Origin of the sequence: Prescottella defluvii (assembly GCF_000738775.1) — a bacterium.
Lineage (GTDB): Bacteria > Actinomycetota > Actinomycetes > Mycobacteriales > Mycobacteriaceae > Prescottella > Prescottella defluvii.
Genome location: NZ_JPOC01000002.1, coordinates 1 through 11,784, shown reverse-complemented (window position 1 = coordinate 11,784; position 11,784 = coordinate 1). Strand labels below are relative to the sequence as shown.

The following is an 11,784-nucleotide window of genomic DNA, read 5'->3' as shown; positions in this document are numbered from 1 at the left end:
TCAGTCGGGGACGACGGGAAACCCTAGACGCCGCCGGCCCCGCCCACTCCCGAAATTGGTCAATTGTCCAAGTGGTGGACTGGCCTCGACGAGGCCGCTCAGAACTTGCGGCAGCGGGTTCCGGTGCAGCACGCCGAGGCGTTGGGTGGCGCGGGTGAGGGCGACGTAGAGTTCGGCGGCGCCCCGGGGGCCGTCGGCGAGGATCCGTTCCGGCTCGACCACCAGGACGGCGTCGAATTCCAGGCCCTTGGTCTCCGACGCCGTCACCGCGCCGGGCACTCCCGGCGGGCCGATGACGATGCTCGTCCCGTCTCGGGCGGACTCGCTGCGCACGAATTCGTCGATGGCAGTGGTCAGTTGGTCCTCGGTCACCTGTCGGGACCACGGCGGGACGCCGCACGCACGGACGGACTCCGGTGGCTCGACGCCCGGCGCGAACTCGGCGAGCAGTGCCCCGGCGACGGCCATGATCTCCGCCGGGGTCCGGTAGTTCACCGACAGTGACCGGTAGACCCAGCGGCCGGGCACGTACGGTTCCAGCATCGCGTCCCACGTGGTCGCGCCGGCCGCCGACCGGCGCTGGGCGAGATCACCCACCACGGTGAAGGACCGGCTCGGGCAGCGCCGCATCAGCACCCGCCAGTCCATCTCAGACAGTTCCTGAGCCTCGTCGACCACGATGTGCCGATAGGTCCAGTCCCGGTCCGCGGCAGCACGTTCGACGAGTTCCCGGGTGTCGTGCTCGACGAACCGGTCGGCCAGGTCCTCGGCGTAGAGCAGGTCCGTGGCGAACAGGTGGTCGTCGTCGTCCATGTGGTCCTCGCGACCGACCATGAGGTCGAGCACGCCGGCCGCGTAGGCGGCCTCCGCGCCGGCCGCGGCCTGCCGTTCCCGGTCGGCGGCCTGCCGGGCGGACGGGTCCGTGCCGAGCAGGTCGACCAGTTCGTCGAGCAGTGGCACGTCCGACACCGTCCAGGCGTCACAGTCGGCCCGCCACAGCGCCGGTGCCGCACCGGCGGCACGCAGTCGATCGGGCGACGTGTACAGCTGTGCCAGTAACGTTTCCGGCGTCAGGATCGGCCAGAGATCGTCGAGTGCAGCGGTGAACGCATCGTTGCCGGCGAGCTCTGCGACCAGGTCGGCCCGCAACTCCTCCCACGCCTGCTCGTCCTTTCTGGTCAACCAGCCGCGGCCGATCCGGGCGATCGCGCGCTCGGTGAGCACGTAGGTCACGATCTCGGCGAACACCGCGCGGGCCTCGTTGTGCGGCCGTCCGCTCGCGCGCGCCTCCTCCCTGGCCCACTGTGCGGTGCCGGCATCGATCCGCACCACCACGTCGGACAGTTCGATGAGCAGCGGATCCTCGGGCAGTCGCTGCCGATCGGCGATCGCCGCGGCGAGCACGTCCACGATCTCGAGTGAGCCCTTGAGCCGGGCGGCCTCCGGGTCGTCCTCGGCGGTGACGCGCAGACCCGGGACGAAATCGCCCGTCGTCATGAAGACCACGTCGGACTCGCCCAGCGACGGCAGGACGCGGCCGATGTGGTCGAGGAACGCCGGGTTGGGCCCGACCACCAGCACGCCGTGGCGTTCGATCCGCTCCCGCTGGGTGTAGAGCAGGTAGGCGACGCGGTGCAGCGCCACCACCGTCTTCCCGGTGCCCGGGCCACCCTCGATCACCAGCACCCCGGGGTGGTCGAGGCGGATGATCCGGTCCTGCTCGGCCTGGATCGTCGCCACGATGTCGCGCATCCCGTCGCCGCGCGGCGCGTTGACCGCGGCGAGCAGAGCCGAGTCGCCCCGGTGCGGGCCGTCGGCCTGCTCGTCGCCGTCGGGGCGGCCGAGGGCCTCGTCGGTGAAGCCGGTCAGTCGACGCCCTCGCGTGCGGAACTGGCGGCGCCGGCGCACGCCCTCGGGGCTCGCGGCGGTGGCGACGTAGAACGCGCGCGCCGCCGGCGCCCGCCAGTCGAGCAGCAGCGGTTCGAACTCGTTCTCCTCGTCGAACAGCCCGATGCGGCCGATGTACGAACGATCGCCGGACACGGAGTCGATTCGGCCGAAACACAATCCGTTGTCGGCGACGTCCAGTCGCTGCACCTCGGTGGCCAGCGCCCGCACCTCGGCCTCCCGATCCACGAGCGCCCCGTCGTGTCCCCGCAACGCCGCTCGATACCTGCCCTTCACCCGCGCACGTTCGGCGTCCAGCCGTGCGTAGAGACCGTTCACGTAGCCCTGCTCGAGCTGCAGTTCGTCGTCGTACTCCTGAATCGACATGCGCACCCCGGTACTTCCCTTGCTGGTCCTGGCTTCGGCCAGCGATTCTGCGGCATCACCGGGGCCTTGCCGCAAGGCCCCCTGTGCGTTATAAGTTGAAAGTGGAAAGGAGCGGAATTCCGCCCTTCTCACCTCCGCCGTCCACGATCTGTGAGTCGGCACCGCTCGACAATGCCGCCATGGAGAGCTTCTTCTCCCCGCTGCACGGGAGCATCCGGTGTTGCGGAGAGCGAACCGACTGTGTCGGACATGGCTCCGGAGGAGACGCGACGCCGATCGCGCCTGTACCGCCGACGCTGCTACGCAGTGGGTCGTCGGCGATGCCGACTGGCGCCAGCGCATCTCCGGTTGTGGCTTGTCGTGCTCCTACTTTCCGATGCTCACCGTGACGAGCCAGTGGAGCGCACCGCAGCAACGATCGATGACGATGCGGACCTCTGTCGGCGCAACTATGGCTCGGGCCATGCGTGTGACAACGCTCATTCGAAGGCTCACTCTCCTTGTCGGATACCCATGGGGGGTATAACTTAGGTACATATACCCGGTAGGGGTATGGAGGAGGGTAACTGATGACTGCGAACGAGTATCAGGTGACGGGCATGACCTGCGGGCACTGCGAGTTGTCGATTCGTGAAGAGGTCGGCGAGATCGCCGGCGTTCAGGACATCCAGGTCAGTGCGCAGACGGGCAGGCTCGTCGTGACGGCCGACGACAAGGTCGAGGACGCAAAGGTTTTCGCGGCGGTCGAGAGTGCCGGCTACTCGGCGGTGCGCATCTGATGAAGGCCGGTACGAAACTCGCGCTCTACGGCGCCGGGCTCGTGGTGGCGTTCGGCGGCGCATTCGGCACCGCCGGAGCCGTCATCCCCGACAGCGTCGTAGCGGCGTGGACGGAAGGACGTGACATGAACACACACAACGAAGGACACGGCACCGACGAGCAGGAGGCCGTCGGCCACACGCTGAAGGGGCTCTCTCTCGATGCCGACGGTTTCGTGCTCTCGCCCGTCGAGGCCCCGAAGGCCGCAGGGGAGAAGGGTGAGCTCAGTTTCCAGATCCTTACCGAGGCCGGCGAGTCGGTGACCCGGTTCGCGGAGGCGCACGAGAAGGAACTGCACCTGATCGTGGTCCGCACGGACGGCGCACAGTTCCGGCATCTGCACCCGACACTCGATACGAGCACAGGTACCTGGTCCGCCCCGTGGGCGTGGGAGGAGGCAGGCACCTACCGGGTGTACGCCGACTTCACCCCCGCGGGTGACGGCACATCGGGCGTCACGCTGACGCGCGCTGTCGAGGTGGCGGGCGTGTTCACCCCGGTTGAGACCGCGGTGCGGCACACCGCTGAGGTCGACGGCTTCACCGTCACCCTCGACGGCGATCTCACGGCGGGCGCATCAAGCGACCTCACGATTTCGGTCGAGCGCGCCGGGCAACCGGTCACGGCGTTGGAGCCCTATCTGGGCGCATTCGGCCACCTGGTCGCGCTGCGGGAGGGCGACATGGCCTATCTGCACGTCCACGCCGAAGGAGAGGACCCTCAGGCCGGCGACACGGCCGGCCCCGAGATCGGCTTCATGGCGGAGGCGCCGACCGCGGGCCGCTACCTGCTGTATCTGGACTTCCAGGTCGACGGCGAGGTCCACACCGCTGAGTTCGTGCTCGATGCCGGGGATCGAGACGGCGCCCAGTCGGACAACGATTCGCACACTGGCGGTCACTGACCCGTACGGGAGGTGTCGTCGCAAAGAGAGCTGAGGGAGAAGGAAGAGGATGAGCACAGCAGCACCGCCTACGAGCGGACCGGGCATCGAGTTGGAGATCGGCGGGATGACCTGCGCCTCCTGCGCGAACCGGATCGAGAGGAAGCTGAACAAGCTCGAAGGCGTCTCGGCGACGGTCAACTACGCCACCGAGAAGGCCAAGGTCACGGTGCCGGAGGGCTACGACCCGGCACTTCTGGTCGCCGAGGTGGAGAAGACCGGCTACACCGCCGCGCTGCCCCAGCCGAAGGCCGCCAAGGCTGCCGCCGTGTCATCGAACGGCGACGTGGACGAGCCTGATCCCGAGCTCATCTCGCTGCGACAGCGACTGATCGGCTCGGTCGTACTGACCGTGCCGGTCATCGCGATGGCGATGATCCCGGCACTCCAGTTCGTCAACTGGCAGTGGGCGTCGCTCGCCCTCGCTGCCCCCGTCATCCTCTGGGCGGCGTGGCCGTTCCACAAGGCCGCGTGGACGAACCTCAAGCACGGCACGGCGACGATGGACACGCTCATCTCGGTGGGTACCTCGGTCGCATTCCTGTGGTCGATTTATGCGCTGTTCTTCGGCACCGCCGGCACCCCCGGCATGACGCACCCGTTCGAGTTCACGATTGCACCGTCTGACGGTGCGGCGAACATCTATCTCGAAGTCGGTGCGGGCGTGACGATGTTCATCCTCGCCGGCCGATATTTCGAGAAGCGTTCCAAGCGGCAGGCCGGGGCTGCTCTTCGTGCCCTGCTCGAGCTCGGCGCGAAGGAAGTCTCCGTGCTCCGCAACGGCGCGGAGGTCAAGATCCCGGTCGAGGACCTCCAGGTCGGCGATGAGTTCATCGTTCGCCCTGGTGAGAAGATCGCGACCGACGGTGTGGTCACCTCGGGCACCTCCGCAGTCGATGCGTCGATGCTCACCGGCGAATCAGTGCCCGTCGAGGTCGGCGAAGGCGACGCCGTCACCGGCGCCACCGTGAACGCGGGCGGCCGCCTGGTGGTGCGTGCGACACGAGTGGGCTCTGACACACAGCTCGCGCAGATGGCGAAGCTCGTCGAGGACGCCCAGACCGGCAAGGCCGAGGTACAGCGCCTCGCCGACCGCATCTCCGGTGTGTTCGTGCCGATCGTGATCGTGATCGCGTTCCTCACGCTCGGCGCGTGGCTCGGTGCGGGCTTCCCTGTCGCTGCTGCCTTCACCGCCGCAGTCGCGGTCCTCGTGATCGCCTGCCCCTGCGCCCTGGGACTTGCGACCCCCACCGCGCTGCTCGTCGGCACCGGCCGCGGCGCACAGATGGGCATCCTCATCAAGGGCCCCGAAGTGCTGGAATCGACCCGCAACGTCGACACCGTGGTCTTGGACAAGACCGGCACCGTCACGACCGGCAAGATGACCCTCGTCGACGTGATCACCGAGCCGGGCGTCGACCGGGCTGAGCTGCTGCGCTTCGCCGGCGCGCTCGAGGACGCCTCCGAGCACCCGATCGCGCAGGCCATCGCCAAGGGCGCCACTCAGGAAGTCGGCGCGTTGCCGACGCCTGAGGACTTCGCGAACGTCGAGGGCAAGGGCGTGCAGGGCATCGTCGAAGGCACCCCGGTGGTCGTCGGACGGGAGTCGTTGCTCGCGGACTGGTCGCAGCGGCTGTCCCGTGAGGTCGCCTCCGCGAAGGTGCGCGCCGAGGGTGAGGGCAAAACCGTCGTCGCCATCGGTTGGGACGGCCAGGCCCGCGGCATCCTCGTTGTTGCCGACACCGTCAAGCCCACCAGCGCCGAGGCGATCGCCCAACTCAAGGAAATCGGCCTCACCCCGGTCCTCCTCACCGGCGACAACGAAGCGGTTGCCCGCCAGATCGCCGCCGAGGTCGGCATCGAGCAGGTCATCGCCGAGGTGCTGCCGAAGGACAAGGTCGATGTGGTGGCTTCCCTCCAGCGGGAGGGAAAGATCGTCGCCATGGTCGGCGACGGCGTCAACGACGCCCCCGCTCTCGCGCAGGCCGACCTGGGCCTTGCGATGGGCACCGGCACCGACGTCGCCATCGAGGCATCCGACATCACCCTCGTGCGTGGTGACCTGCGCAGCGCGGTCGACGCGATCCGCCTCTCACGCAAGACGCTGTCGACGATCAAAACCAATCTGTTCTGGGCATTCGCCTACAACACCGCCGCGATTCCGGTCGCAGCACTCGGAATGCTCAACCCCATGCTCGCAGGCGCGGCGATGGCGTTCTCCAGCGTCTTCGTCGTCGGCAACAGCCTCCGCCTGCGCGGGTTCAAGAGCGTCGCCCAGCGGTGACGTCACGAACCACACCCGCCCCATCACTCCGATGAAAGGTATTCACCGACAATGACGAACGAACCCCAGGCCGCCTCCAGCTGCTGCAGTACCACCGTACCGAGCCCTGCCGCAGCTGACGCCGATGACATGACGACCTGCCCGGTCATGGTCGGAACCCCGGTGAGCAAGAAGGCCGCTGAGGCCGCCGGCCTGGTCCGTGACTTCGAAGGCCAGCGCTACTACCTCTGCTGCCCCGGCTGCGGCCCCGCGTTCGACTCGGACCCGGCCAGGTACGCCGCCAACATGGCGTAACCGCAGTGTTTTCCGGGGTGTCGTGGCCCGGCACGACCGGGCGACGACACCCCGACACCTGATCGGAGCGGCCCGATCCGACCACCCCGATGATTACGGACGCCGGCGGACAGTCCCGACGATTCCAACACCGGGGCCATTCAACTGAATTCTCTACGCGCGGCTTCGCGGTGCGCCTTTCCTGGATGGTGTTGCGGGCCTGCCTTCCTGATCACGGGTGGTGCACGCGAGCCACACCAGGTACCCGACTCCGATGGTCACGTATAGGGTGCCGAGCAGGTGCTGCCACAGCGCCCAGTCCAGTTCGCGGTCCGCTCCGATCGGCAGTAGGTGCTGCGGGCCGATCAGGAAGACGACGCCGATACCGATGGTGGCGATGATATTTCGCGCGGTGGGAGCACGCAGCGTTCCGAGTGCGAGGACCAGCAGTGCCGGTGCCGCCCACACCCAGTGGTGGGACCACGACACCGGCGAGGCGAGGAGGATGGCGGTCGCGTTGGCCAGCAGCGCCGACACGAGATCACCACGCTCGAGCGCCCGTCGGATGGCGATCACCGTGACCAGCAGCATGAGGGCGACTGCGACCAACCACAGCACCGATCCGATCTGTTCGGGCGGACCGAACCGAGCGATGACGGCCTTGAAGGATTCGTTGTTGGCGAAGTAGGCGGGACCGATCCGTCCGGTGTCCGGCAGGGTCTGCGACCAGTACTTCCACGAGGTGCCGGGCAGGACGACGAACGCCAGTGCGGTGAAACCCACGGCGGAGACGACGACGGTTCTGCTCGTTCGCCAGTCCTTCCTGATCAGGAACAGCAGGAGGAAACCGATGGGCGTCAACTTGATCGCCGCGGCGAAGCCGATCAGCAGACCCCGCGGCCAGCGCGGCTTATCGGTGAGCACGTCGGCCGCCACCAGCGCCATCAGAACCATGTTGATCTGCCCGAAGCTGATCGTTTCGCGGACCGGTTCGAGTTGCAGCGCGACCGCGACAGCAATGCCGGTGACGGTCCACGCGGCCCGCGGCTCCAGTTCGGGCCACACCCGACCGAGTGCCAGCCGAAGTGTCACCACCAGGGCGGCGATCGACACCAGGGCGAACAGCAGTTTGCCGATCCCGAGGGGAAGCCAGGCCAGCGGCACGAACAGCATCGCCGACAACGGGGGGTAGGTGAAGGGCAGTCCGAAGTCGCCGGTGACCGGAGGCAGCGCACCGTAGATGTCGTCGCCGTCGAGCAGCACCGTCGCGCCCATGCGGTACACCAGCAGGTCGATGTAGTCGTTCCCGGCGAGCAGGACGAGCGTCAGCGCGGCGGACGCGACCAAGGCAGCCGCCGCAACTGCGGTGCCGGCCCGACTGCCGAGGAAACGCTCGGACGACGTTCGCTCGGCTCGGTTTTGCCCTGGATGCCGCATTTGGTCACCCTAGTGGTCACGCGAACGGCTGGGTCCGGAACCGCGGACACGGAAGGCCTGTTGTATCGGCTCGGCGCGTGTCGGCAGATCTGCCACGGTATCCGGAAGGTTCTTCAGCTCGAAAAGAATTGACGCTGACGGTTCCTCGGAACCGTCGATTCACCAACCCTTGACCGCAGTCCCGTCCCACAGTGGATCGGACAACAGTTCCGGTGCCGGACCGACGAAGGCGCGCGCGGCATCGATGTCGTCGGTGAGGGTGAAGCGCAGCCATGCGGTGAGGTAGCCGCGGAATCCACCGCCGTCGGTGGGCCAGTTGTGCCCCACCCCCAGCAGGCGGCCGCGGGCGGCGGGCCCCGGGCTCACCGCGTGATACGCGGCCTGCGGTATGGCCGTCGAGACCGGATCCTCGGCGCCGGTCACGTAGAACACCGGACCTGTCAGCAGAGCCACGTCGATCACGTCGACGGGCCGAGTGGCCCACCACGGATCGGGCAGGTCGAGCACGGCGGTGGAGGTGATCAGTCCGTCGGAGTCGGTGCTGGCGTTGATCGATCCGCCGGCGCCCTGCGAATGCCCGACGGCGGCGACGTGCGCGACGTCGATGCGGTCGTGAAAGACGCTCTCCGGGTTGTCGTTCTGCGCCAGAACGTAGCGCGCTGCCGCCAGGATCTCGGTCCCGTCGCCGGTGACGCTGCTGTCGGCGACCACGACGACGAAGCCCCACGAGGCCAGGTGGCGGAGCAATTCCTCGTACTGCTCGTACGTTGCGTAGCTTCCGTTGCCGAAGGTGACCACCGGATGGCGGTCCGTGCTGGTGGCGATGTCGGCGGGGTGGAAGATCTGGTATCCGGGCACCGCAACCGATGTGACGGCGTGGAGGCCGGTGGCGGCGTAACGTTCGCTGACGGGTTGCCGTTCCGGTGCAGCGGGAGCCGCCGGCGTCGTGGGACCTGTCGCGGGAACCGATGCGAGTGCCGGCACCGAGAGTCCGGACGCCATCGGCATCGCGATCATTGCGGCGACGAGCAGTGTCCGGGTGCGTCGGATGGCGAGGGGCGGTCGTCGTAACGTCACGAACGGACCCTACTCAGTGTCGGCGCAGGAGAGGTCGTAGTCTCGTGGCTGCTGGGTGATTCGCCTGGTTCCGTCAGCTATCCGGAGGTGGCGCCGTGAGCGCGTTGTCCGACCCGAACACGCTCCCGCCCTATGCAATCCTGCCCGATCTGCCCCTCGACGAGGACGACCGCACCGAGCTCGGCCAGCAGATCTGGGCTCAGCTCGTCACCGGCCGAGACGACGTCGACGACTTCATCGACTTCTACAGCGAGGACTACGACCTCACCGAGGAGCAGCTCGAGGCGGCGTTCGGCGCGTTCCGCGCGGCCCGGCTGCGCCAGCAGGCGGAGATTGGGGCGTACACGTCCCGCACGATCGCCGCGTTCGAGGAACTCAATGCCAACGGCGTGGTCGCCCGTGTGGACTTCTCCTGCTGTGGCAGTTGCGCATCCGGTGAGATCTGGGGCGAGCGTGACGACAGCCGCCACTGGCAGGGCTATGTGTACTTCCACCAGCAGGACACCGACCGTCTCGTCGAGGACGGCCAGACCTACATCGGCTACGGCGCGTTTCCGCCCGAAACGCACGACGAGGCCGCCTATGACGCGCTCAGCGAAGAAGCGAAGGAAGCTCTCTACGCTGCCGATGTGAAGCGCCTACTCGACGACGTGGTGTTTCCCGTTCTACGGCGGCACGGCATCGAGCCGGAATGGAACGGCGACCTGGGTACGCGGGTGCTGCTCGGGAACGCCGACTGGTACGCGCCGATCGAGGCGTAGCCGGTTCGATTCCTCTCCGTCCGAGTCGACGGCGGCCCGAGCTTGGTCTGTGGCAGGGGTTCTGCGGCACGTCAGCATCTGGTGTGCGCCTCTCTGGAATTCGTAGTCGACTTCGACGACGTGGCCGGTGATGCCGCGGGTCCGCAGCTCGGCGAGTAGCTCGTCGAGTCGCGGGTAGGGCGCCGACGATCCCGCGGCCACCAGCGGAAAGATCCGCAGCTCGTCGCGGGCGACGCGCATCAGCTCACCGATCGCGTCGACGTGGAAGGTGTGATCGAGTCTGTCGGAATAGCTGAACAGTAGGTGCGAGCTGAGCACCAGATCGAAGCTGGCGTCTGCGAACGGCAACGAAGGCAACCGCCCGGCGACGTAGTGGTGCGGGTACTGGCGAATGTGGGCGGCGAACTGCCGGGCGGCTTGTTGCCGGGTGCGCTGGTGCTCGTCGGGATCGGCGAAGAACGTCCACTTGTACTGCTCTGTATGTGCGCGGACGTATCGATTTCCGCGATCCGTCTCGGTCGCTGCCATGCCGGCGAGGTCGTCGGCCGCTTGCGCGGAATATGCTACGTCGCAAGCGGTCACGTCGCCGCCGAGCCTGTTCACTTCACTGGTGAACCCAGCGGCACCGCCGGGGCAGTCCAGGATCCGCACGGCCAGGTCATCGTCGGTGAGGTTGAACATGGCGCGGTATTCGCCGAGCGAGCGGGAACTGATCAGCATCTCGCCGATGCCGGTGGTGCGAACAGGATCGTCGTCGACGGTCATGGGGTGGTCCTCTCGATGCGGGGCCACCCCACCGCGTCAACCGGGATGAATGCCGTCATACAGGCGAGGATCGTCGGCCGCGCGGGAGGCGGCCGGAAAACACAGTTCAAGGCCGCTGGGAAAGCGGCCACCAGAGCTGCGCGAAGGTCATCACAGGCACATTAGAGCACACATCGGTGAGATCGCCGGTTCTCGGCCAGGCGGTACGCCCGACGGTTCGTGACAGTGGTCCCCGTATGAGCGAACAGGAGTCGGCGTCGAAATCCACGGACCTCCGGATAGGGCGCCGGGTGGCTAGCTGTCGACCGAGCGGCGGTGCCATCTGGTCGGCTGCCGGAGGTACACCCGTCAGTCGGATTGCGCCCGTAGGGTGTTGGACGTGAGCAGCGCCGAGATCACTGTCGCGACCTGGAACACTGCATGGGCGCCGGCCGACGGCCCGCGGGGCTCAATGGTCCGCCGGCGGCTCGCCGCCACCGACGCGGACGTCTTCGTGGTCACCGAAGGACGGCGGGCACTCCTGCAGGATGGCGGGCACGCTGTCGACGCCGGCGACGACTGGGGGTACCCGCACAGGCCTGACCGCCGCAAGGTGGTGCTGTGGTCCCGCTGGCCGCTCACCGACGTCGGCCGGCTCACCACGGGCGGCGCGGCCGGGCGGGTGGTGACGGCGCTGACCGCGGCACCCGGTGGGCCGATTCGGATTGTCGCCGTGTGCATTCCGTGGACCCACGCGCATGTGAACGGTGGGCGAGGTGACGCCACGGCATGGTCGGAGCACCTGGACTGCCTCGACCAGCTCGACGACCTCGCCGCCCGCTTCGACCCGGCCGTCCCGACGGTGGTGGCCGGGGACTTCAACCAGCGCATCCCCAGGCGCCGGCAGCCGGTCCGGGTCGCCGCCCGACTCGCCGAGGTGATGGACCGGTGGACGATCCACACCGCCGGCGACGTCGAACACGGTCCGCTGATCGACCACATCGCCCCCGACCTGACGTGCACCGAACTGCGCACCTGGCCCGGGCATTCCGCCGAACTCCGGCTCAGCGACCACTCGGGGGTCATGTGCCGGCTGATGCCGGCGGAGCCGACGTCGTAATCCCCGATATCAGCCGGGCAACCCGGGCTAGATGTGATGCCCGGGCACGTTG

At 67.9% G+C, this 11,784-nt stretch carries 10 protein-coding genes; 6 read left to right on the top strand and 4 right to left on the bottom strand.

Annotation, left to right across the window (positions count from 1 at the left end):
- Complete coding sequence (helR, locus tag IJ15_RS0100150) at window positions 1–2,274, bottom strand: RNA polymerase recycling motor ATPase HelR (protein WP_197059698.1); 2,274 nt, start codon at window positions 2,272–2,274, stop codon at window positions 1–3.
- A 569-nt stretch (window positions 2,275–2,843) separates the two neighbouring features.
- On the opposite strand from helR, the gene IJ15_RS0100140 reads away from it, so the two are divergent.
- Genes IJ15_RS0100140 through IJ15_RS0100125 form a run of 4 tightly spaced genes read left to right on the top strand, consistent with a single transcriptional unit; the run spans window position 2,844 to window position 6,614 of the window.
- Window positions 2,844–3,053, top strand: a complete 210-nt coding sequence (locus IJ15_RS0100140; protein WP_031936327.1) for a heavy-metal-associated domain-containing protein — start codon at window positions 2,844–2,846, stop codon at window positions 3,051–3,053.
- A complete protein-coding gene (locus tag IJ15_RS0100135; protein WP_031936326.1) occupies window positions 3,053–3,997 on the top strand; it encodes a hypothetical protein in 945 nt (314 codons plus the stop codon). The genes IJ15_RS0100140 and IJ15_RS0100135 overlap by 1 nt, the downstream gene beginning before the upstream one ends.
- Window positions 3,998–4,046: 49 nt before the next feature.
- Window positions 4,047–6,320, top strand: a complete 2,274-nt coding sequence (locus IJ15_RS0100130) for a heavy metal translocating P-type ATPase (RefSeq protein WP_031936325.1) — start codon at window positions 4,047–4,049, stop codon at window positions 6,318–6,320.
- Window positions 6,321–6,371: 51 nt separating this feature from the next.
- Window positions 6,372–6,614, top strand: coding sequence for a hypothetical protein (locus IJ15_RS0100125; RefSeq protein WP_031936324.1), 243 nt, complete (start codon window positions 6,372–6,374; stop codon window positions 6,612–6,614).
- A gap of 153 nt (window positions 6,615–6,767) precedes the next feature.
- Here IJ15_RS0100125 and IJ15_RS0100120 read toward each other — a convergent pair whose 3' ends face one another.
- On the bottom strand, window positions 6,768–8,030 hold the full coding sequence (locus IJ15_RS0100120; protein WP_081880505.1) for a glycosyltransferase 87 family protein: 1,263 nt from the start codon (window positions 8,028–8,030) through the stop codon (window positions 6,768–6,770).
- Between the two features lie 159 nt (window positions 8,031–8,189).
- Complete coding sequence (locus IJ15_RS0100115; protein WP_231569371.1) at window positions 8,190–9,107, bottom strand: poly(ethylene terephthalate) hydrolase family protein; 918 nt, start codon at window positions 9,105–9,107, stop codon at window positions 8,190–8,192.
- Between the two features lie 95 nt (window positions 9,108–9,202).
- On the opposite strand from IJ15_RS0100115, the gene IJ15_RS0100110 reads away from it, so the two are divergent.
- A complete protein-coding gene (locus tag IJ15_RS0100110; protein ID WP_031936321.1) occupies window positions 9,203–9,868 on the top strand; it encodes a DUF6891 domain-containing protein in 666 nt (221 codons plus the stop codon).
- On the opposite strand, the gene IJ15_RS0100105 is transcribed toward IJ15_RS0100110, so the two are convergent.
- Window positions 9,773–10,633, bottom strand: a complete 861-nt coding sequence (locus tag IJ15_RS0100105) for a methyltransferase domain-containing protein (RefSeq protein WP_081880503.1) — start codon at window positions 10,631–10,633, stop codon at window positions 9,773–9,775. The genes IJ15_RS0100110 and IJ15_RS0100105 overlap by 96 nt on opposite strands.
- Window positions 10,634–11,012: 379 nt before the next feature.
- Between IJ15_RS0100105 and IJ15_RS0100100 the strand changes: the two genes are divergently transcribed.
- Window positions 11,013–11,732: an endonuclease/exonuclease/phosphatase family protein gene (locus IJ15_RS0100100; RefSeq protein WP_031936319.1), complete on the top strand. Its 720-nt coding sequence runs from the start codon at window positions 11,013–11,015 to the stop codon at window positions 11,730–11,732.
- Window positions 11,733–11,784 lie beyond the last annotated feature (52 nt).

Bases quoted from the DNA above. Each gene is read 5' to 3' on its own strand.
- helR (WP_197059698.1), bottom strand. From the start codon at position 2,274: ATGTCGATTCAGGAGTACGACGACGAACTGCAGCTCGAGCAGGGCTAC.
- IJ15_RS0100140 (WP_031936327.1), top strand. From the start codon at position 2,844: ATGACTGCGAACGAGTATCAGGTGACGGGCATGACCTGCGGGCACTGC.
- IJ15_RS0100135 (WP_031936326.1), top strand. From the start codon at position 3,053: ATGAAGGCCGGTACGAAACTCGCGCTCTACGGCGCCGGGCTCGTGGTG.
- IJ15_RS0100130 (WP_031936325.1), top strand. From the start codon at position 4,047: ATGAGCACAGCAGCACCGCCTACGAGCGGACCGGGCATCGAGTTGGAG.
- IJ15_RS0100125 (WP_031936324.1), top strand. From the start codon at position 6,372: ATGACGAACGAACCCCAGGCCGCCTCCAGCTGCTGCAGTACCACCGTA.
- IJ15_RS0100120 (WP_081880505.1), bottom strand. From the start codon at position 8,030: ATGCGGCATCCAGGGCAAAACCGAGCCGAGCGAACGTCGTCCGAGCGT.
- IJ15_RS0100105 (WP_081880503.1), bottom strand. From the start codon at position 10,633: ATGACCGTCGACGACGATCCTGTTCGCACCACCGGCATCGGCGAGATG.